This is a genomic window from Rheinheimera maricola, from assembly GCF_016918075.2.
Lineage (GTDB): Bacteria > Pseudomonadota > Gammaproteobacteria > Enterobacterales > Alteromonadaceae > Alishewanella > Alishewanella maricola_A.
In genome coordinates, this window is record NZ_JAERPS020000005.1 from 214935 (window position 1) to 236947 (window position 22013).

Annotated in this window: 14 protein-coding genes; 2 read left to right on the plus strand and 12 right to left on the minus strand. The window is 47.1% G+C overall.

Features of this window, described 5'->3' with window-relative positions; all coding sequences use genetic code 11:
• Positions 1-157: 157 nt before the first annotated feature.
• From htpG to I4W93_RS14505, 9 genes are all read right to left on the minus strand, one after another.
• Complete coding sequence (htpG, locus tag I4W93_RS14465) at positions 158-2092, minus strand: molecular chaperone HtpG (RefSeq protein WP_205312277.1); 1935 nt, start codon at positions 2090-2092, stop codon at positions 158-160.
• A gap of 115 nt (positions 2093-2207) precedes the next feature.
• Positions 2208-2810, minus strand: a complete 603-nt coding sequence (gene recR, locus I4W93_RS14470) for a recombination mediator RecR (RefSeq protein WP_205312278.1) — start codon at positions 2808-2810, stop codon at positions 2208-2210.
• Positions 2810-3136 (minus strand): YbaB/EbfC family nucleoid-associated protein, encoded by a 327-nt coding sequence (locus I4W93_RS14475; RefSeq protein WP_205312279.1) that lies wholly within the window; start codon positions 3134-3136, stop codon positions 2810-2812. Before I4W93_RS14475 ends, recR begins: the two co-directional genes overlap by 1 nt.
• Before the next feature lie 124 nt (positions 3137-3260).
• Complete coding sequence (dnaX, locus tag I4W93_RS14480; RefSeq protein WP_205312280.1) at positions 3261-5264, minus strand: DNA polymerase III subunit gamma/tau; 2004 nt, start codon at positions 5262-5264, stop codon at positions 3261-3263.
• A 46-nt stretch (positions 5265-5310) separates the two neighbouring features.
• Complete coding sequence (gene apt, locus I4W93_RS14485) at positions 5311-5859, minus strand: adenine phosphoribosyltransferase (protein ID WP_205312281.1); 549 nt, start codon at positions 5857-5859, stop codon at positions 5311-5313.
• Positions 5860-6110: 251 nt separating this feature from the next.
• Complete coding sequence (locus I4W93_RS14490) at positions 6111-6899, minus strand: HvfC family RiPP maturation protein (protein WP_224673468.1); 789 nt, start codon at positions 6897-6899, stop codon at positions 6111-6113.
• Positions 6865-7716, minus strand: a complete 852-nt coding sequence (locus I4W93_RS14495) for an HvfB family MNIO-type RiPP peptide maturase (protein ID WP_205312282.1) — start codon at positions 7714-7716, stop codon at positions 6865-6867. Before I4W93_RS14495 ends, I4W93_RS14490 begins: the two co-directional genes overlap by 35 nt.
• Positions 7717-7770: 54 nt before the next feature.
• The gene (locus I4W93_RS14500) at positions 7771-8118 is read right to left on the minus strand and encodes an HvfA family oxazolone/thioamide-modified RiPP metallophore (protein WP_205312283.1); all 348 of its coding nucleotides are present in this window, start codon (positions 8116-8118) and stop codon (positions 7771-7773) included.
• A 168-nt stretch (positions 8119-8286) separates the two neighbouring features.
• Positions 8287-11190, minus strand: a complete 2904-nt coding sequence (locus I4W93_RS14505; protein ID WP_205312284.1) for a TonB-dependent receptor domain-containing protein — start codon at positions 11188-11190, stop codon at positions 8287-8289.
• Between the two features lie 254 nt (positions 11191-11444).
• Here I4W93_RS14505 and I4W93_RS14510 point away from each other — a divergent pair, with 254 nt between their 5' ends.
• Complete coding sequence (locus I4W93_RS14510) at positions 11445-13250, plus strand: tetratricopeptide repeat protein (RefSeq protein WP_205312285.1); 1806 nt, start codon at positions 11445-11447, stop codon at positions 13248-13250.
• Positions 13251-13271: 21 nt separating this feature from the next.
• On the opposite strand, the gene I4W93_RS14515 is transcribed toward I4W93_RS14510, so the two are convergent.
• The 3 genes from I4W93_RS14515 to I4W93_RS14525 all read right to left on the minus strand — a co-directional run bounded on the left by I4W93_RS14515 (position 13272) and on the right by I4W93_RS14525 (position 19434).
• Positions 13272-14894, minus strand: coding sequence for a tetratricopeptide repeat-containing sulfotransferase family protein (locus I4W93_RS14515; RefSeq protein ID WP_205312286.1), 1623 nt, complete (start codon positions 14892-14894; stop codon positions 13272-13274).
• 1 nt (position 14895) lies between these two features.
• Positions 14896-16491, minus strand: coding sequence for a tetratricopeptide repeat-containing sulfotransferase family protein (locus I4W93_RS14520; RefSeq protein WP_205312287.1), 1596 nt, complete (start codon positions 16489-16491; stop codon positions 14896-14898).
• 87 nt (positions 16492-16578) lie between these two features.
• On the minus strand, positions 16579-19434 hold the full coding sequence (locus I4W93_RS14525; RefSeq protein WP_205312288.1) for a TonB-dependent receptor domain-containing protein: 2856 nt from the start codon (positions 19432-19434) through the stop codon (positions 16579-16581).
• A gap of 480 nt (positions 19435-19914) precedes the next feature.
• Here I4W93_RS14525 and dinG point away from each other — a divergent pair, with 480 nt between their 5' ends.
• Positions 19915-21954 carry an ATP-dependent DNA helicase DinG gene (gene dinG, locus I4W93_RS14530; protein WP_205312289.1) on the plus strand — a complete coding sequence of 680 codons (2040 nt, stop codon included), beginning with the start codon at positions 19915-19917 and terminating at the stop codon, positions 21952-21954.
• The last annotated feature ends 59 nt before the right edge of the window (positions 21955-22013 follow it).

Below are 22013 nucleotides of genomic sequence, written 5' to 3' on the forward strand. Positions count from 1 at the left end.
GTACCACTGCATAAAGACAGGCTTGACGGTACATTTAAGTGCCAAACGAGTAAAAACAGCAGTTTTTCCGGGCTGTAACTGCGACTAATGTCGACTAAAGTTGTAATTAAAGTGCCATGATACAAGTTAACACTTGTATCATGGCGTTTAGCAGGCGTTATTTCGCAAGTGACAGTAACAGGTTGTTTAAACGGGTAACAAAGCTGGCGGGGTCTTTTAAATTACCACGCTCAGATAATAATGCCTGATCCAGCAGTACCTGTGCCCATTGTGCAAAACGTTCTTCATCTTGCTCATCGGCGATACGTTTTACCAGCTGATGCTCGGGGTTCAGTTCAAATATTGGTTTCACTTCAGGTACCGCCTGGCCAACTGACTCCATCAGTTTGATCATCTGCGTGCTCATATCAAACTCATCAGTTACCACACAGGCCGGGCTTTCCGTCAGACGATGACTGACTTTGACATCTTTTACCTGCTCACCCAGTGCTGTTTTAAAACGACCAATGACATCGGCAAAAGCTTTCTCAGTTTCTTCCTGAGCTTTTTTCGTTTCGTCATCATCCAACTTAGATAAATCCAACGCGCCTTTTGCGACTGAGCGTAGCTTTTTACCAGCGAACTCGGTCAAATGTTGCACCAACCACTCATCAATGCGGTCGGACAATAGCAACACTTCCAGGCCTTTTTTACGCAACACTTCCAAATGCGGACTGTGCTTGGCAGCAGCGTAGCTGTCGGCAACAATATAGTAAATTTCGTCCTGTCCCTCTTTCATCCGGCTAATATAGTCGGCCAGCGCCACATTTTGCGTGCTGTCGTCATTGTGGCTTGAGGCAAAACGCAGTAGCGCAGCAATTTGCTCTTTATTGCCGCCATCTTCAGCTGGGCCTTCTTTTAGCACCTGACCAAATTCAGACCAGAATGCTTGATACTGCTCGCTATCTTTACTCAGCTTTTCCAGCATCTTCAGTGCCCGGCTGCTACAGCCTTTACGCAAAGTCTGAGTCACTTTAGTGTCTTGCAAAATTTCACGCGACACGTTCAAAGGTAAGTCACTTGAATCAAGCACACCTTTGATAAAACGCAGGTAGCTTGGCATAAACTGCTCGGCATCATCCATAATAAACACGCGCTGCACATATAGTTTCAAACCATGGCGAGCATCGCGGTTCCACAAATCAAATGGGGCCTTTTTCGGCACATACAGCAAGCTGGTGTAATTGCTGTTACCTTCTACCTTGTTGTGACTCCAACTTAATGGTTCACTCCAATCATGCGAGATGTGCTTATAAAATTCCTGATATTCTTCCTCGGAAATATCTGATTTATCACGAGTCCACAGTGCAGTTGCTTTGTTAGCTGCTTGCCAATGACCCGGAACAGCAGCAATTTTCTCGCCTTCTGCGCCGTCACGCTCTGGTTGTTCTTCCTGCCACAACTCCACCGGAATACTAATATGATCAGAGTATTTTGTAACAATACTCTCTACCTTCCAGCGGCTTAAAAATTCATCTTCGCCTTCGCGCAGGTGCAGTGTAATTTCAGTACCGCGGCTGTCTTTGCTGATTGGAGTAATACTGTAATCACCCTCACCAGCAGATTCCCATTCAATAGCGGCATCGGCAGCCGCACCCGCTTTACGCGTACGCACAGTAACTTTGTCTGCCACGATAAAAGCCGAGTAAAAGCCAACACCAAACTGGCCAATCAGCTTAGAGTCTTTACTTTGGTCACCGGAAAGCTGTGAAAAAAACTCTTTAGTGCCCGATTTAGCAATGGTGCCGAGGTGGCTGATCACCTCGTCCTGTGTCATACCAATGCCGTTATCGCTAATCGTTAGCGTACGGGCCTTTTCATCCAGGCTGATGCGAACACGCAGTTCACCATCATCGCCATAGAGACTGCCATCAGATAACGCCAAGAAGCGCAGTTTGTCGGCGGCATCTGAGGCATTAGATACCAACTCACGCAGGAAAATTTCTTTGTTTGAATACAGTGAATGGATCATCAGCTGCAGCAGCTGTTTTACTTCTGCCTGAAAGCCATGGGTTTGCTTCTGGCCGCTGGAAGTGGCTGTGGTATCACTCATTGTGGTTATCCTCACACATCAAAGGTTAGCAGTTACAATAGTGGCTGCAGTTGCAGCCAGACGATGACAACTAATATGGGGAGGTTTAACCGGATTTCAAGCAGGGATGCGGTAGTTAAAACGCTTTACGACCACTAAAAGCATGTGACAAGGTGGTGCCATCAACAAATTCCAGCTCACCACCAACCGGTATGCCTTGGGCAATACGCGACACCTTAACCTGGTGTTTGTGGCACAACTCGGCAATATAAAATGCGGTAGCATCACCTTCTACCGTTGGGTTAGTCGCCAGAATAAGCTCAGTAACGCTACCCTCTGCCAGCAGCGCGGCTAATTTATCCAAGCCCAAATCTTGTGGCCCCACTCCGTCAAGTGGCGATAAATAACCTTGCAAAACAAAGTAACGGCCATGAAACTGGCCTGTTTGCTCAATTGCCAACTGATCGGCCGCCGAACCGACCACACACAAGATGCCGTCAACAGCACGGCTCGGATCGGTGCAAATAGCGCAGAGTGTCGTTTCACAAAAAGTACGGCATTGCTGACAATGGCCTATTTTCATCATAGCCGCACTCAGCGCGGCGCCTAGCTGCATACCGCCGTCACGGTTACGTTCCAGTAAAGCAAATGCCATGCGCTGAGCAGACTTCGGCCCTACACCGGGCAAAATACGTAGCGCATCAATTAGCTGTTGTAGCAGAGGCGTATGTCGGCTCATTAAAATGGCATTTTCATTCCAGGGGGTAATTGCAAACCACCGGTTACCGCGGCCATTTTTTCTTTGCTGGTCTCATCAACCCGCCGCACGGCATCGTTGATGGCCGCCGCAATTAAGTCCTCTAACATGTCTTTGTCGTCTTGCATCAGACTGTCATCAATACTGACACGGCGCACATTGTGATTACCCAGCATGGTTATTTTCACCAGGCCAGCGCCGGCTTCACCGGTAACTTCCATAGCGGCAACTTCTGCCTGCATTTTTTGCATTTTATCCTGCATGGCTTGCGCCTGCTTCATGATATTGCCCATACCGCCTTTAAACATATGCTTTTACCTGCTGTAAATGTAAATTGGAATAGTTGCGCAGTCAGGCTGCGTAATTAACAGCGACAAGATAATAACTTCGCTACTAAATTACAAGCTGCACCCGCAAAGAGCATCTGCACAGCTAATTTACCACGATACTGTCGGGAACTAACTGCGCATCAAACAACTGTTGTATCTGCAACACGTTTTCATCTTGCTGCAATAAACGACTGACGTAGCCAAAACGCTCTTGCACAATCTTTTGCTGAATAGCCAGCGGGCTCTGTGCGACCTCGGCCTGAAAACAAATTTCTATACTTAGCGCCTGATTAAAACTACGCTGTAACACCTGTTGTAACTTAGTACGAAATTCAGCACTATCCAGATGTTGCTGACTTTGTGCCACAGTTAACGTCAGCTCGTCACCGTTTAGCTGCATGGCAGCATTGAGTAGAAATAACCGGCTTAAACCGCCTGTATCCAGTGTTTCGACTCTGGCAGCCCAGGCATCCACTTGTGCGGCAAAGCGTACTGAAAAATTTTGTTCGTTAATGCTGCCATCAAAATTCTCCAGCACAGCGGGTGCCGACTCAGTCTGCGTAGTATCTTGTTGATACTGTTGCCACAGTGCCTCGGTGGCCACAACATCGTACTGGGGTATATCACTTTCATCAGGTTCAACTACCGGTGCATTGCTAACCGACACAGGCTCAGGCGCTGGCACCTCTGCAATAACAGGCGCCGGTTGGCGCTCAGACTTTTTTGGCTCTGGCGCTGCAGTTACTTGTAAACCTCGACGCGCCATAATGCGTGCAGTAACAGCATCAATGCCGGCCGGTTGTGCCGGTGGCTCTGCCGGCCTAGCCGGTTGAGCTGGAGTAACTGCCGGCTCGGCCACATTATTATGTGTGACCGAACTTACCCCGGATGACGCTACTGCATCTGGTTGATGCTCCGCTTCGGGCTTTAACGCTATTTGCTTAGACACAACTTGAGTTGCTGACAGCGGTTTTAGTGGTGCCGGGTGTAACGTTGCAGGATTTACCGCTACTTGTGTTGGTTGGCTGTCTGGAGTAAATGCCATAGCGCGGAGCAATGCCATTTCCAACCCGGTGAGCGGGTCGGGAGCATACGGCAATTCTTTTTTGCCACTAATAAGTAACTGGTAATATAACTGCACTTGTGCCGGCGACAAACTGGCGGCCAGTTGCTGCACATACTCCTGCTGTGCCGAAAAAGCGGCGGCGGCCTGGCTAAACTGCGTTAACGCCGTCAAATGCAATAACGACAGCATGTCATCCAATACCTGAGCAAAATTACTTTGCTGCTGTACTAAAGCAGCTAGCTGTATTTGCAACTGGGCGGCGTCTTGCATCAATATCGCTTGTAACAATTGCTGCGCCCAGCTTTGATCTAAAAAACCCAGCATAGTGCGCACGGTGTCCAGCGTGATATTGGCGTTGCTCTGCGCAATCGCTTGATCCGTTAAACTTAATGAATCCCGCAAACTACCTTTCGCTGCCCTGGCTAACATTACCAAGGCTGCAGATTCAAATGGGATTTGCTCTTGCTCTAACACATACGCCAGATGCTGTTCAATTTGCAACGGGCTCAAGGCTAATAAGTTGAATTGTAAGCATCGGGATAACACCGTAACGGGTAGCTTTTGCGGATCAGTTGTCGCCAGTAAAAACTTAACGTGTGGTGGTGGTTCTTCTAACGTTTTTAGTAACGCATTAAAACTATGCTTGGACAGCATATGCACTTCATCAATCAGATAGACCTTAAAGCGGCCACGACTAGGCGCATATTGCACATTGTCCAGCAAATCGCGGGTATCTTCGACCTTAGTGCGGGAGGCCGCATCAATTTCCAGCAAGTCGACAAAGTTACCAGCGTCAATTTCAGTGCAGGCAGAGCATTGGCCACAGGGTGTGGCAGTAATACCCTGCTCACAGTTCAGGCTTTTGGCAAAAATACGTGCTATGGTGGTTTTACCCACACCCCGGGTGCCGGTAAATAAATAAGCATGATGCAGCCGGTTATTACTTAGTGCATTGCCAAGCGCATTTTTTACATGATCCTGCCCGACTAAGCGGGCAAAATGCTGTGGGCGCCACTTGCGGGCTAAAACCTGATAACTCATAACGGCGGCTGCTGTTTTACTTAGGATAGTCGCTCACAGACTAAACTTATTCGCCGCTATACTCAACCAAACTGAGGATATTTAACCCAGCTTGTTCAAGCCGCGTTACTCCGCCCAGCTCTGGCAGTGCAATAACGAAAGCAGCATGATCAACAATGCCACCGAGTTGGCGCACAAGCTTAACTGTGGCATCGATAGTGCCGCCAGTTGCCAGTAAATCATCAACCAACAATACCTTATCACCTGAATTTATCGCATCACGATGAATTTCCAAGGTGTCTTCACCGTATTCCAACTGGTAACTTTGCGCAATACGCTCACGCGGCAATTTGCCAGGCTTACGCACAGGCACAAATGGCAGTCCAAGCGCATAGGCTAGTGGCGCACCGAAGATAAAACCTCGAGACTCTGTGCCGACCACTTTGTCGATGTCGGTATCAGCATAAGCCTGGGCTAACGCGTCGATAACTTTTTTAAAGGCTGGGCCATCTTGCATCAGGCTTGTTACATCACGAAACACGATTCCCGGTTTGGGATAATCTATCACGGCCTTGATAACCTTTTTTAATTCAGTAGCTAACACCTGCTTATCCATTTTGCTAAACCTTTTTTAAATGCGACTCTTTGCCGGACAAAAAAGCCGCCCTCGGGCGGCCTTAAACACTGCTAACGTATTATGCCAGAATTTGCAGCCAACGCACTATTGGCGCAAGACACAGCAATGACACAAACACTATTACCACGGCAATAAACTGCCACAGGTTAAACGACTCTTTGAACTCTTCGTTTGCCATTGCACTACTCTTCTGTCATCAGTGAAATTAACGGCGCTTATGGTAATGAATTTTAGCCAACTTGAAAAGACACCACGGCACCTTTTGCAGCAAAGTCTTGCAATATCACCGCCGCACCTTGTTGCAATTGACTGGCAGTATATTGCGGCAAAACAACTGATAACTGCTGTACCAGTTGCGTTAGCGTGCTGCCAGGATGTTGCTGCAAACTGTGCACTAGCGCTGCTGTTAGCGGGTTTATCAGTATAAATTTCACCTCATCCGCATCATTGCGGTACAACAGATAACACTGCACATCTCCAGATTGCGCGGGCTGATATTCTGTACTTATACGGTGCACCTGATAAGGGTAGGCCACAAGCATGCTTAGCTGTGACAGCTGCATGGCCTGATGTAAAACCTGCTCAGCACTAAGCGCAGTTTCGGCCTGTGTCTGCTGCATGGTCGCCAGATAAAGCTCAGCCCACTCATAATGCGCCAGCTCAAGCAAGAATGCTGGGTCGTCGGCTTGTATCGGGTAGTCTTGCTGCAAGTATTGCAAAAAATGTTCAGCAATATGCAAAAAATACGGGCTGCTGCATTGATAACCAATAAAAAACTGCCGTATTAAATTCTGCCAGCGGTTGTCGGTATACAGTGATTTTAGCACCGGAAAAGCCGTGCTGACAAAGCCCTGGACATTATTGAAGAACAACTCGCGATAGATAGCCATGCGCCGATCTTCAATACCTTCTGGTGCTGGCTGATGTACAGGATCTTTAATATGGTCAACAAAAGCCTGCTGAATTTGCTGAAACTGCATAAATTTACGCTCTGAGTTCGACAAAATTACCAGCGGCATTTTGCAACGTCTTGATCTGGTTTAACTCGTCGCATAACACTGATAAATCGGGAATATTAAAATCACGCTCTAGCAGAGTAGGTTTAACACCGTGCAGCTGGTAAGCGTTGGCAAGTAATTGCCACACCGGATCGATTACCGCCGCGCCATGGGTATCAATCAATAAATCTTCTGCTTCATTAAAGTGGCCGGCAATATGATAGTAGGCAATACGCTCTGACGGCATAGCGCGTAAAAAGGCTTGCGCATCATAGCCATGGTTTATTGAGTTAACATAAACATTGTTTACATCCAGCAACAGCTGGCAGTCAGCCTCTTGCAGCACAGCCAGAGTAAAGTCGAGTTCTGACATCTGCTGCCCAGGTGCGGCATAATAAGACACATTTTCCAGAATTAGTGGTTGCTCCAGGATATCCTGCACCTGTCGTATCCGCTTTGCCACATAACTTACTGCTTCGCCAGTAAACGGGATTGGCATTAAGTCATATAAATGGCCCGCACCAGAGCAGTAACTTAAGTGCTCGCTATACAAGCTAATATTATGCTGCTGTAGAAACTGCTTTACCTGCCGTACAAATACCACGTCGAGCGGCTCCGGGCTGCCAATAGACAATGACAAACCATGGCAGATAAAACGGTGCTGCTCGGTAAGCTGACGAAACTGCTTTTGTAACTTACCACCAAAAGGGATCCAGTTTTCTGGTGCCACTTCAAAAAAGTCAATCTCTGCCGGTTTTAGCCGGAGGATATCGTCTAACATTTCGCGGCGCAGGCCAAGCCCTGAGCCATGCAACGGCGTTGTCGAAAACGTTTTCATACACTTTACTCCGCAAAGCAACAGGCCTGCTGCCGCAGGCCTTACGCGGCTAATTTATACGCTACCGCCACACTTGCCTTCACCACATTTACCTTCGCCACACTTGCCCTCTTTGGCTTTAACTTCTTTCGCTTTATCACTCATTTTTTCTTTTGCTTTGTCAGCGCCGCACTTACCTTCACCGCATTTGCCGTCTTTCATTTTTTCTTTGACTTTCTTTGCCTTGTCTTCACCACACTTGCCTTCGCCACATTTACCCTCGGCGGCAACCATTTCATAGCCAGACGCCAGCTCCATGGCAGTAAAGGGGTTTGCATTTGCCGTAGTTGCCACTGTTGCTAATGAGCCTAATACCAGAGCGCCAACTGCCATAGCGACATTTGAATGTTTAATTGTTTTCATATTCACACCTGTATGTTGTTAATTGCCGAATAAAAGACCCGGCTACCGCTAAAAATATTTCATAGTTTTTTTGCCATGTAGCTAAGTGATAAAAACTAGGCAAAATGAGTAAATTATGCAAATAAAAAAGCCGGCACGAATGCCGGCTTAACTTAAATCAAAGCAATATTAGAACTTATACGTCGCTTGTACATAACCAAAGCGGCCGATGTTGTCATAAATCGCTGAGCCTGCGCCGTTACCCTGGCTTGTACCAGGTAATTTACGGTTAAACAGGTTGTCTACGCCTAACTTCAGGCCTAAACCATTCTCGAAGTTATAACCCACTGCTGCATCGGTAATGAAGTATGAGCCGTAGCGCATTTCATTGCTTGGGTTAGGGTTAGTTGCCAGCTGAGTTGGGTCATATAACTCAACACCGTTGATAAAACGCGTGTTCCAGTCTACAGACCAGGCACCATAGGTGTAGTCTATTGACAGACTACCCTGCCAGGTTTCATCACCTAACACACCTTGATAATCAGTGTTGTTATCAGGTTCGTCCTGGAACGGATAGTCTTTAGCTTCAATCAGATAAGTACCGATAAAGCTAGTATTGAAACGACCACCCAGAGCATCGAAATCGTAACCGAATTCAAAATCGACACCAGAGTTCAGGCTGCGGGCAATATTCAGTGCAAAACCTTTTAGTAAGGTAATCTGACTGGTCGCAGGATCACGGGTAATCAACGCACAGAACTGGTTGTTAATACCGGTTGGTGAATCAACACAACGGTCAAGAATAGTCTGGAAGCCGATACCGCTGATGGTATCTTCAATATCGATTTCCCAGTAGTCAGCTGTGAAGCTGAAGCCGTCTATCCATTCTGGCTGGTAAACAATACCGGCAGTAATAGATTGTGACTCTTCTGGCAACAGACCAGGGTTACCACCTACCAACGTTTCTAACGTGGCAGAATCGTAGTTAGAGTTAAAATCTGCTGGAACACCTAAGGCAGCGCAGTTAGCCTGGCGAACCGCTCGGCCTTCCGGTGCCAATAAGGCAAGCTCTGAAACCTTACATACGTCACGAACACGGGCAAATGACTGGCTCTGGCCAGAGAATAATTCATCAATGTTTGGTGCACGAATCGCTTCAGACACGGTAAAACGCGCACGTAATTCTGAGTTGATGGTCCAGTCTAAGCCCAATTTCCAGCTGGTTGCATCGCCAATAGTAGAATAATCGGCATAACGTACTGCAGTGTCAAATACCAGGGTGTCAATCAGGAACACGTCAGCTAACAATGGCACTGATAATTCGAAGAAGCCTTCTGTAACATCGTAGCCACCGTCGGTTTCACCCAGGGCGTTGAAGAAAGTCGCGCCTGTTTTAGCGAACGGATCTTCGATAGTCACGCTGGTTTCATCACGGTATTCTACACCGCCGGCAAAACCAACCATACCCGCTGGCATCTCATAAATAGCCGAGTTGCTGAACGTAGCACTAAATACCGTTTGTTCGATTTCAGAGGTACCGATTGATGTAGTAGTAACATAATCAATCGCTTGCTGGCTTATCGCGCCATCACCCATGATGTTAGCCGCAACACAACCGTCTGCACGCGCCGCTTCGCTGCGACAAACGATATTACCATTGCCATCAAATACAGCATCAATTGCTGCGGCATAGTTTGCCATGATCACGTTGGCGCCGTTAACCCGCTCAATCTCTGATACACCGTGCACTACCGACAAGTCCATGGTCCAGTCTTCAGAAATATTGCCCTGAATACCAGCAACAAAACGTGTGGTTTCACGGGTGTTTTCTTCTAAACGACGACCGATGTCGTTAAACATCTTGTTAACGCCGATGAAAGGTAAGCCACGCTCATCCATTATCGCTGCAACACCCGGATCTAAGAAGGCATTGTCGCGCTGGATCAGGTTAGCACCGGTGAAGAAACGGAAAAACGGCTGGCCGATGTTTTCGCCTTCGGTTTTTGAGTATTTCGCTTCAAAGTAGGCATTTAAGTCTTCTGTCACGTCATAGTTAACTTTAAAGTTATAGTTAACGCGCTCAAACTTTGGTTGTACTTCAGTGTACTGACGCAAGTTGATGTAATCACAACCTGGGCTGGCGCAGAAGTTAGCATCAGCCAGTGGGCCGCTATATACATCACGCATTGAGCTGTCTGAGTTAAATAAGCCTAAGATGTCACCCGTAAACGGGTCCCATACAGTGCCCTGATTTGAAATTACATAGTAACCTGCGTTTGGCAGCGTAATACGGTCCGGGAACGCTTCGTCATTTACTTTATCAGCTGGACGAGCCTGGCCAGTTGCCAGTGCATACGGGAATGCAGCATAAGACGTTGCAGTCCACGGATTGTCAACCGCGTTTAATGAATTCTGCGCATTGTACTCTAAAGACAAAGCAGCATTACCACGACCTTCAGCAAAGTCCTGGCCATAAGAGAAGGTGTACTTTTCATTCTGGTAAGAACTGTTTTCAGCAAAACCTTTGATGGCGCCAACATTCATACCGGTAATATTTTTCTTCAGAATGAAGTTAACTACACCCGTTACCGCGTCAGCACCGTATACGGCTGAGGCGCCACCGGTGATGATTTCTACCCGGTCAATCCAGGTACTTGGAATGGTGTTAGTATCAACAGAAGAGGTGCCTGGCGAGCTGGCAACATGGCGTTTACCATCAACCAATACCAATGTACGGTCAGTGCCCATACCACGTAAATCGAGTAAGCTGATACCAGCAGTACCGATAAAACGACCAGAGTTTGCTAATGAGAATGTCGTTGCCAGTGCAGGCAGCTTATTCAGTACTTCACCGATGTTCATGGCACCGGTATTGATTAGGTCTTCACCGCTGATTACGGTTACAGGTGACGGCGCGATTGCACCCTCACGTAAAATACGCGAACCGGTTACTTCGATTCGTTCTACCGTATTATCACTTTTTGCTTCTTCTTCCTGTGCACTTACGGCAGCAGATGTCAGCATACCAGCTGACAGCGCACCGAAAGCCATAGCAAGACGAACAGCGCGTGTTACCTTATTCGTTGTTTGCATCCTGGATTCCTTATTTTTCTAATAATTTTTTTGCTTAATTTTTCACGCTAACTACAAATGCAACTGCGCGAACCGTGCTCAAGTTAGCAATATCTGTTTACAGTTTGCAATAGTTTTTGGTTCAATTTCAGATAATATGCGAACTTTTACCGGCAGTTGTTGTCAGCGAGCCTTTACAGAGTGCCCATACGCTTGTCTTTCAACGCTTCGGCAGATATTCTCACGAATATACCTGTGGAAGTAATTGGATACAAATGCAACAAAATAGCCCGGCCAAACTTTTTCAATCGGCGTTAACCTATTACCAACAGCGTCAATTTGCGCCAGCAGCGGCACTGTGCAATAAAATTTTACAAATCGCCCCGCATTCAGCGGATGCTATGCACCTAATGGCGTTATGTACTGCACACAGTGAACCCAAACAAGCTGAACAGTACTTTGAGCGCGCTATTCAGGCAGCCCAGGCGAATACCACGTTTAAAAAAAGCTATGCTAATTTCTTACTAACCAGTCAACGATACACCGAAGCGCTCGCACTGTATCAGCCATTACAAGCATTAAACCCTGCTGATACTGATATTAGCTACGGCATAGCGTTTGTTCATTATCAACAACAGCGCTATCGGGCGGCACTTAGCCTGATCGATAAAACATCGGTACCTGATACCAGTGCAGCAAAATGGCTCACGTTAAAAGCACGCGCCTTAATTGACTGTGGTAAGCCAGATGACGCAGTGCGTTCGCTAGACCAGGCGCTAAAGTTAACACCAGACAATAGCGGCTTAACCCTGACAAAAATCCTGGCATTACGCCAATTACAGCAGCCACAGCAAGCATTAGATTGTTTTCAGCAGCTGCCAGACAGCGCTACAACGCGCTATCTGGCTGGCTGCCTATATTACGATTTACAGCAATATGACGTAGCAGAACAGCAATTGCTGCAAGCGCTAGCGTTGCAACCGGATTATATCGACGCCCACGCGGCAATAAACAAACTCTATTGGGAGCACAGCAATAGCACACAATTCCTCAGCTCTTTTCAGCGAGCGTTAATAGCCATACCCAATTCTACTGCCGTGTATTTAAGTTATATTTCTCATTTGCTGATGGCTGAGCGCCTTGAAGCTGCCATTGCCGTTACCAATCAAGCAATACAACACTGCGGTAAACAGCATCAGCTACTGCATGCACTTGGCACCCTACATTGCAAACAAAATCAAATAGATAAGGCCATGCCGCTATTTCAACAAGCATTGGCTCAAGCCCCAAATAGCGTCAGGTATCAGTTGGATAACGCCAATTGTTTACTTAAAGCACAGCAGTACCACGCTGCACTGCCGCTATTACAACAAGCCAGGCAAATAGCTCCCGACAACCAGGAGGTATGGGCTTATCTAGGGTTATGCTGGCGTTTAATGGCAGACCCACAACACAATTGGTTAAATAACTACAGCCAGTTCATTAGTGTTAAGAAATTACCCACTCCAGCCGGATATGAAAGCTTCGCTGCATTCTGGCAAGAACTAAAAACCGCCGTGAATGCTTTGCATACCACCGACCATCAGCCACTAGACCAAAGTGTGCGTAATGGCACACAAACAGTCGGGTTTCTATTTAATAATCCTGCCGGCATTGTACAAATATATCGCGATTTGCTAACTGAGCATTTGCAGCAGTACTTAGCGGCTTTACCCTCAGACCCTGACCACCCGTTATTACGGCGCATAACCTCAAACCAGCGCTTTTCCGGCAGCTGGTCGGTAAAATTACGTAACGACGGCTTTCATACCAACCATGTGCACCCACAAGGCTGGCTGTCTATTTGTACCTATTTACATGTGCCTGAGACAATATCCGCTACAGATCCGCAGCATCAAGGTTGGCTAAAACTCGGGGAAACATCATTGCAACTTGGCGAGAGAGAACAGATTGCCCGCAGCATTTGCCCGGAAGAAGGCCTTTGTGTCATCTTTCCCAGCTATATCTGGCATGGCACCGTGCCATTTAATGGTGATGATGCCCGTATTACCCTGCCATGCGACGTCGTGCCAGATATATAATCACCAAAGCCAGTTACGCAGTTACGGCTCAACCAGCAGCTGCGCAAGCTCAGGCAGAACAGCAGCATAGTTACTGCTGCGTCCAGAAGCATGCTTATACAACGGCTGTCGAACTTGCCAGACACTGGCCGTTTTTACCGCGTTTTTTGCCTGATGAAATTGCAATAACTGCGGCTGATACTCCAAACCCAGAAAATCCAGCAACGGTTGCAGCGTTGTTTCAGGCTGCACCACCAACTGATCATAATCCAGGGTATATATATCACTACCAAACATCTGCTGCCAATGCGCCATAAGTAGATCATGTTGTTGATAATAATGAATTGTATGCTCCAGCCGGTTAGCATAATTCATGGCGCTGCCCAAGCGTAAAAAATACACCGACAAACAATTATCCGGCTTATTTCTGCGGGTGAAAATAAACTTTGCGCGCGGAAATAAAGCCTTGAGTAAACCAAGATACAGATAATTGTCCGGTCGTTTATCTGTTAGCATTTCAGTGCTACCAAAGCATTGTTGGCAATACTGCAGATAGCGCTGAGCGAGGTCCATTAATACCGACTGATTAATACCGGCGCATTGCAGCGGGTAAATGCAATGTAGCTCGCGATGGAAAAACTCAATTTCACCACCGGCGGTTACTTTGCTGTGCTGAGCCAGAATTTGTTCTGCCAAAGTCGAACCCGAGCGAAACATACCGCAAATAAAAATGGGTGCCGCTGAGCTGTCTAATTGATGCAGCTTTAGCCAGCCAGGCGTAATAGTCTGGATAATTTGCTGCATCAGCTGCTCAGTAGCCGCCGGCTGGTAGGCTGGCATCGTCATAGCGTTAAGCCGGTTGGCCTCAATATAGTGTGCTGCAGCCTTACTATATATCTGGCAGTCATCAAACGCTTTACCCAGCGCAAAATGCAGATTAATTTTACTGTCGGCATCGATTTTACTGCTAGCAACCGCATTTAACATCTGGTGGATCACTGGGTCCTGCGGCTGCTTGAATGTCATAACATCTGCCAATCTGGCATAGGCTTGATAATAATGGCTATCAAGCTCAACAATACGCTTAAATAGCGCCTCAGAACGTACCTTATCACCCTGCTGTTCGGCCAAATTTGCCAGATTATATAATGCCGGCACATAGTCTGGTTTTAACTGCAGCGCTTGCAACAACGCCTGCTCGGCTAACTCTTCCTGCCGCAAATGATCACTGAAAATCACCGCTATATTAAGCAGAACTTCTTCAGGTTGCGTTATGTTCAGCCGCAATGCCTGCTGATACTGGGTAATCGCTTGCTGATACTGGCCGGCAAAGCGCAAATAATAAGCATGGTTGTAAAATAGGCTCGCCCGGTCTGGCATCTTCGCACAGTAGTGTGCATAAAGTCGGGCAGCCTGAGCGGCAAACCCCTGCTGGTGCAATAGCGAACAAAATGGCGCCAAATAGCTTAATTGATGCGTGCAAAGCTGCATAAAGCGCATAAAGGTGTCAAACGCGGCTTCAGCCTCACCACAGCTGACATAGCACTGCGCCAATTGCAGCGCCAAAGCCGCACTCTGTGGTGTGGCTGCAAATTGCTGCAGCAACTTCTGTCGTTGCTGCAATAAGGTGGCTGTCGCTGGCTTTACCTTGTCGCTTACAGTCATATCAAACTTCAACTCCAGCCTGCTGTAATTTAACTTTAAGTGCAGCGAGCTGCGTTTCCACATTACGCCATTTGTCTACCGAGCTGGTATAAATCGGTTTACGCACCTGAGCGGCACTGGCAGTGGTACTCGCTACGTCGGCTTTATGAAAATCAAGCAGTTCTGGTTTAAACGTCATACCACACCACTGTGTAACGTGCTTTGCCGTCTCTGTAGCGTCGGTAACCAAATCTTCGTATTGAACATCTAAAATATGTCCGGGCATAACACTGTGCCAGTGCGTCATCATCTTGCGATACACCGCATAATAATTGGCTAATTCATCAAGATCATACGAAAATGCATAAGCGTTAATAAACAAGGTCTTAAATATCGCGTAACAGCTATCCATGGCGTTGCGACGCAAATGAATAATTTTGGCAGTTGGCAGCGCTTTTTTGATAAAGCCACAGTATAAAAAATTAACCGGCAATTTATCAATTGTTCGCGCACTACCATCTGACGCAGCCGTTACTGCCGTCATATAACGGCGACCCAGTTCAGCATAATCCAGCCGCAGTGCAGCCTCATGCAAATTGGCAACACTGTCTTTATGCTGGGCCAGGTATTCGTTTGCCATAGTGCTTAGCAACTGCGGGAATAACGAAAACTCTCCAACAGAACAAACATCGTCATGCTGCGTCAGAATACGCTCCACCAGCGTCGTACCTGTTCTGGGCATGCCAACAATAAAAATTGGACCAGAACCTTGCTCTGTGGGCGCTGCGATAGCTAAATCTGTTGTCGCAGCAATGATGCCGTTAATCGATGCCAGCTCAGCCGCTTCATTGTAATTAAGTGTTTTGCGCATTAACGCAGCCGCTTTTTTTAACACCGTAAACGACTGGTCATATTCATGAATATCTTCTAATTCTTTCGCCAATGCAAAGTACACTGCCGGATGAGACGCAGCACCAGAGTCCACTAGCTGCTGTAATGCAGCAATATGATTATGCTGCTGGGTATAAGTTTGTAACGCTGAACGCAAATGAATGGCACCGGCATTTGCCGGGGATTTGGCTATCACACTATTTAACAACTCAGACGCTTGACTCACTTTATTCAGAAAGAAATGACACAGTGCGAGTTGATGCATAACCTGTAAGTTCGCCGGTTCAATCACTAGCATGCGCTGGAAAATAGGCATTGCCCGAGCCGGTTGCTCGGCTTGCATCATAATTTTTGCCGCAGCAAACAAGAAACTCATATTATTGCCTTGGTACAAGGTTACGGCTTTATCGGCATAGTCGACCGCTGCAGCATAGGCATAATTTGCCAGTACCAATTGGGCATTGCTCAGCCATAACACCGGATGCTCTGGTTGCAGCGCCAGTGCTTGCGCCAGATAACTTCCCGCATCCCCATAGGCTTGCTCTGCCAACATAAGCTGATAGTTAAGGAACAATGCGGCTATACACTGTGGAAATTGCTGCGCTAACTGCTGGGCCTTAGCTTTTGCTTGCACTGTTTCACCGCGGCGCTGCAGTGCAGTAATCGAATTTATTGCGGCCTGAGTAGCCTCTGACTGTGGGGCGATAACGAGTTGCACATCATTCACGGTTTGGCTCCAAAATACTGCTTAAAATTGCTTTTCTAGAAATGAAAACGGCGGCATTAAGCCGCCGTTTTTACCCGCGTTATGCGATTAGAAACGCATAGTTACGCTAGCGTGGATATAACGACCCAGAGTGTCGTAGAAGCCCGCAACAGTGTTACCGTTCGAACCTAAGCTACCACCAACGATTGGCGGCTCACGATCCAGTACGTTATTAACACCAACCAACAATGACACATGGTCGTTGATATCAAATGCACCGGTCAGATCCAGGTAGCTCTCAGAGCTCAAGCCATCACCAACTAACTGATCTGTAGTACCGTCATGGTCAACAGCGCCGAAGAAACGCCATTTCGCAGATGCAGTCCAGAAATCACCAGTGGTGTAGCTTACTGTCATGCTGTGACGCCAATCTGGCTGAGCAAAACAGTTTGCGTTGAACATACCAGCACAGTCATAAGTTGCTGATGCAACACCTGGCAATGGCTCGTACTCTTTCTTCAGGCTGTAGGTACCAATTAACTTAACAGTTAATTTACCATCACCAATATCAGTTTCGTAGTTTGAGCTTACATCAACACCACGCCAGTGACGGCTCGCCAAGTTGATATTTGTTGCAGCAACAAAACCAGCTTCACCACGCCACAAGCTGGCAGTACCAGGTGCACGGGTAATGTTGTTACAGAATGCCGCTAAACCAGTCTCAGCACACTGACGAACCGTTAATTCTGCACCGATAGTACCGATAACTTCTTCTAACTGAATATCCCAGTAATCAACACTGAAGTTAAAACCTTCAAACGGGTTAGCCACTACACCAAAAGAGATGGTGTCTGCAATTTCAGGTTTCAGGTTAGGGTTACCACCGAAGAAACCATTGTATTGGTCAGCTGGGTTTGGCGCGATAGTGCCGTATAAATCTGCTGGTACGCCAGTGTTAGCACACTGTGCAGCAGAATACTCTGGTGTTGCGCCGGCACATGGGTCTTCACCCTGCCACAGACCGATGCTTTGTGAAGCAAACAGCTCTGCTACGTTAGGTGCACGTACCGCACGGTTATAGCTGGCACGAACTTTCCAGTCAGCAACCGGGGTCCAGTCAAGCGCTACTTTATAGGTGGTTTCGCCGCCTGAAGTGTTGTAATCAGAATAACGGGCGCCTAAGTCCAGGATCAAACTTTCCATTGCTGGCGCGTCATCTACCAATGGCACACTTAATTCACCAAAAATTTCACGTAAGCTGTATCCACCAATCAAGCTTGGCGTTGGGCCGCCCTGACCAGCTAAATCACCTAAAGCGAAAACTTCATCTGCTAAACGCTCGAAGTCAACTTCACGGTTTTCCACACCGAACACCGCAGCCAAAGGCATAGACGCTGATGGTAAAGTAAAATCTAATTCGCCGGTGACGAAGGCGTTAACAATTGTCTGCGAAGTCAAACCAGTCAGGATACCGGTACCACCTAAAGTGGCAGCCACTTCTGGCGAAATACCATTATATGTGAACACTGGATATGGCTGACAAACGCCTGTACAAGGGTTCGAGCCGATGGCACCTACAGCTGAATCGATACGCGGTGCATAGAAGTCATTTCTGTACACTGAGTTAGACGCCGTAGAGCCGTACTGGAATGAAGCATCATAGCTCCAGCTGTCATTGATATCGCCTTCAACACCGGCAACGATGCGGTAAGAGCTGTGTTCCAGGTTATCCTGACGACCACCACCTTCTTTATTACGTTTACCAATGTACGCACCAATGGTCTCTACATCAGCACCGAACTCATTACGGAACTGCGCACGTTGCGCATCGCTAAACAGTGGGTTGTTGATATCAAAGTTGAAATATCTGAAGAAGATACCTGACTCAGCAATTTGCGCTACTGTGCGGTCGTGCATGTAGCCCAGTTCCATATACGGACGGGCATGCTCGTTGATTTCATAATCAACAAAAGCACCGAACGTATAACGCTCATCCGGACGCATAAAGTGGTTAACTGGAGCAAAGTTATACACGTTGCCTACGCTTGGAATAAAGCTGCTGTCAGTACCTAGTGTCCAGAATACTTCTTGCGAGAAGTCTGTTTCACCGTCAGTTACCGGGTAGAAGTAAAAGTTCGGGTTAGGCGTAGTACCAGAACCACCACAAGCAGTACCTGCTGCGTTTAATGCACAAGAAGAGTAGTCACGAGCACCTTGACGCAATTCATCAACTTGACGCCAGGTCGCATAAGCAGTTGCATGGCCTTTACCGCCAGCAAATTCGCCACCCATGGTTAAATCGATGTTGATAGCTTTACCATCAATACCGGTGTTACCTGTAGGGTAGTCAAAGCCACGAGCGTCCATGCGCTCTTGCATATACTTGTTATCGTTGTTGTGCTGATAGCCTGAACCACCAACAGTCAACTCGAAACCTTCGAAATCGTCGTTCATTACAAAGTTAACAACACCTGCAACAGCGTCAGCGCCGTAAGTTGCTGAACCACCACCAGTTAACACTTCAACGCGTTTTACCAACGCCGCTGGAATTTGGTTAACGTCAGCAGCTTGAGTATAAATACCACCTGGCTGTAAACGACGACCATTTACCAGCACCAGGGTACGGTTAGCGCCCATACCACGTAAGTCAAGCGTTGCAGTACCAGCAGAACCGTTAGCTAAGAAAGAGGTCTCTGCAGCTTCAACCTGTGGCAGGCTGTTCATTAAGTCTTCAATGCGGGTAAAACCAGACAGCTTGATTTCTTCAGCAGACGTGATTTGGATTGGGCTTGATGTTTCAAGGTCGGTACGTTTAATACGAGAACCAGTAACTTCAATACGTTCGACTTTGGCCGTTTCGTCTTCTTCAGCCGCGTTTACCGATGCGGTAAAAGCAGTGGCTGAAGCAGCGCCAAAAGCAATGGCTAAGCGCACAGCTTTGCTTAATTTATTATTCGTATACATGTATTTCTCCCTGGATCACTGACTAGTGATTCTATTTTTAACAGTTACCAACCTTTAACGGCGCTTGGCACTCCGTTCATCTCGGAAAACCTCCGATTTGTCGCCCCTCGATAATAAACGTAATATTTCCGCAGGGTCAACAGCTTTCAGGGAACAATTTGTATTTAGCGTTGTCGCAGCATGGTTGAAATGCTTATCTTTCAGTACAGCAATAAATTCCACATAATAATCAACCGCGCAAATAAATATATATATAACATTATCAATACCTTATGGCATTGCGCGCAACTGCAAGCATAAAACAGCACAAAGTGTTACCAATTAAGGTGTACACTTAACGTTACATAATTACGTATTGATAATTTAATTTTTACATTGGCAAGTGAACTAATTCCCGTGGCAATAAAAGATAACGAAGGCTTTGCCAACAGCCGTTTGCAGGTATACTCTTGCTACACTGTATAAAAATACATGCATAAAATGTTAACAGATATAATTAAAAGCCAGGTTCGCGACATTCATCAACGCATAAAACTTAGCCTGCCAGGCTATCAGCCAAGGCAAGGGCAAAACCAATTGGTAGCCGAAATTGCTAAGATTGTCGCTGGCTGCTATCACCGTCATGAGCGCATTGGTTTGATTGAAGCCGGTACTGGCACCGGAAAATCATTGGCCTATATGTTAGCGGTTATTCCTTACGCACTGGCACAAAAGAAAAAGGTGGTAATTGCTACAGCGACAGTGGCATTGCAGGAGCAATTGGTTAATAAAGACCTGCCCTTTTTTCAACAACACAGCAAACTATTATTCGAGTTTAATCTGGTTAAAGGCCGGCAGCGTTACGCTTGTATCGAGCGCCTGCGACAGCAGCAAAAACATCCGGAGTTATTTGCTACCGCAGAATCTGCTAAGGTGAACTGGCAAGCGTTACTGGATAAGTGGCAGCAACGCCAGTGGCTGGGCGACAAAGATACCTTAAGCGAACCCCTGGCTGAGCCACTATGGCAACGCATAGTGGCCGACCCGCTGCATTGCCATAAAAACGACCGGCGCCATGCGCATTGTCCTTTTCATCTGGCTCGCGCTGAAATTGGCTCCGCGGATGTACTGGTGGCAAACCATGCTCTGCTGCTGGCAGATCTATCCAGCGGCAGCAGCATATTGCCGCCACCGGATGAAACTATTTACATTATTGATGAAGCACATCATTTACCCGACAGCGCACGGGAGTTTTTTGCCGCGCAAGCTCAGTTAACCCACAACCAGCAATGGCTGGACAAAGCAGGAAAAACCATTCAACAGCTGGTGAGCTTACTACCAGCAACCGTTATGAAAGAACTACTGCGTTTTGATGATAGTTGTAATGAATTAAGTAGCTTGCTCAAGCCGATAGAACGCTGCGTTGAAGAATTTAGGCTACGTTGGTTTAGTGATAAAACCGAATTTCGCTTTCACGATGCAGCCCTGCCGAAACTACTGCAGCAACAAGCCGAGCAGCTGGCCCAGGTTAGCCAAAAAGCGTTATCGCAATTAGAAAAGGTACAACAGCAGCTACAAGAAAATATTACTGAGCTACAACTCCCACTTAAGCAAAGCATGAGTTTGCTGCAGGAACTGGGTTACCTGCAGCAAAAAGTTGAGCAACAACAGGCGTTATGGCAACTTTATGCCCTGCCCCAGGATAAAAGTGTGCAGCAAGCCCGCTGGGTTGAGCTACAAAACCAAAGCCAGCATGTTATTGCTCACGCCTGCCCACTGGGGGTAGCAAGTAAACTCGAACAATTATTGTTTAACGATGCCTTCGCTGTGATCCTATGTTCTGCCACATTAACTGCGTTGAATTCATTCCAATACATTAAATATGATTTGGGTTTAACCCAATTTGACGGTGTACAAACATTGCAGGTGGCATCACCTTTTGCCTATGCCGAAAAAGGCCAGATCCTAATACCAAAAATGAACACCGAGCCTACAGACGCGGCTTACACCGAAGAACTGGGTAATATTTTACCTGGTTATCTACCTGAGCAGCAAGCCAGCCTGGTGTTATTTGCCTCATACTGGCAAATGCAGCAAGTAGCTGAAGCTCTTAGAAAAAAGGGCTTTTCGTTACTGGTGCAAGGCGAAGCATCACGCCAGGCGCTACTGCAACTGCATGGTGAGAATTGCCGGCATCAACGACGCAGTATTTTGTTTGGTACCCAGAGTTTTTCAGAGGGGCTGGACTTACCGGGCAAGCTATTAACTAATCTGGTGATCACCAAACTACCGTTTGCCGTACCAACGTCACCGTTGGAAGAGGCCCTGGCCGAGGCCATCAGCAAAAAAGGCGGCAATCCGTTTTTACAATTAACCATACCAGCAACCTCAAAGAAACTGGTACAAGCCTGCGGTAGACTACTGCGCCAGGAGCAAGACGAAGGCCGTATTGTTATTCTTGACCGGCGTTTGGTCAGCAAAGCCTATGGCAGCGCTATGCTAAATGCATTACCGCCATTTCGCCGCCAGATTGATAGATAATACAACCACTTACCGACTAACCGCGATAAAAAAAGGCCCGGGTATCGGGCCTTTATGCT

What these genes read in the sequence shown, in the direction of transcription:
- I4W93_RS14515 (WP_205312286.1), bottom strand. Translation starts at nt 14,894, where the DNA reads ATGACTGTAAGCGACAAGGTAAAGCCAGCGACAGCCACCTTATTGCAG.
- dnaX (WP_205312280.1), bottom strand. Translation starts at nt 5,264, where the DNA reads ATGAGTTATCAGGTTTTAGCCCGCAAGTGGCGCCCACAGCATTTTGCC.
- dinG (WP_205312289.1), top strand. Translation starts at nt 19,915, where the DNA reads ATGTTAACAGATATAATTAAAAGCCAGGTTCGCGACATTCATCAACGC.
- recR (WP_205312278.1), bottom strand. Translation starts at nt 2,810, where the DNA reads ATGAGCCGACATACGCCTCTGCTACAACAGCTAATTGATGCGCTACGT.
- I4W93_RS14525 (WP_205312288.1), bottom strand. Translation starts at nt 19,434, where the DNA reads ATGTATACGAATAATAAATTAAGCAAAGCTGTGCGCTTAGCCATTGCT.
- I4W93_RS14505 (WP_205312284.1), bottom strand. Translation starts at nt 11,190, where the DNA reads ATGCAAACAACGAATAAGGTAACACGCGCTGTTCGTCTTGCTATGGCT.
- I4W93_RS14500 (WP_205312283.1), bottom strand. Translation starts at nt 8,118, where the DNA reads ATGAAAACAATTAAACATTCAAATGTCGCTATGGCAGTTGGCGCTCTG.
- I4W93_RS14510 (WP_205312285.1), top strand. Translation starts at nt 11,445, where the DNA reads ATGCAACAAAATAGCCCGGCCAAACTTTTTCAATCGGCGTTAACCTAT.
- I4W93_RS14475 (WP_205312279.1), bottom strand. Translation starts at nt 3,136, where the DNA reads ATGTTTAAAGGCGGTATGGGCAATATCATGAAGCAGGCGCAAGCCATG.
- I4W93_RS14495 (WP_205312282.1), bottom strand. Translation starts at nt 7,716, where the DNA reads ATGAAAACGTTTTCGACAACGCCGTTGCATGGCTCAGGGCTTGGCCTG.
- apt (WP_205312281.1), bottom strand. Translation starts at nt 5,859, where the DNA reads ATGGATAAGCAGGTGTTAGCTACTGAATTAAAAAAGGTTATCAAGGCC.
- I4W93_RS14490 (WP_224673468.1), bottom strand. Translation starts at nt 6,899, where the DNA reads ATGCCGCTGGTAATTTTGTCGAACTCAGAGCGTAAATTTATGCAGTTT.
- htpG (WP_205312277.1), bottom strand. Translation starts at nt 2,092, where the DNA reads ATGAGTGATACCACAGCCACTTCCAGCGGCCAGAAGCAAACCCATGGC.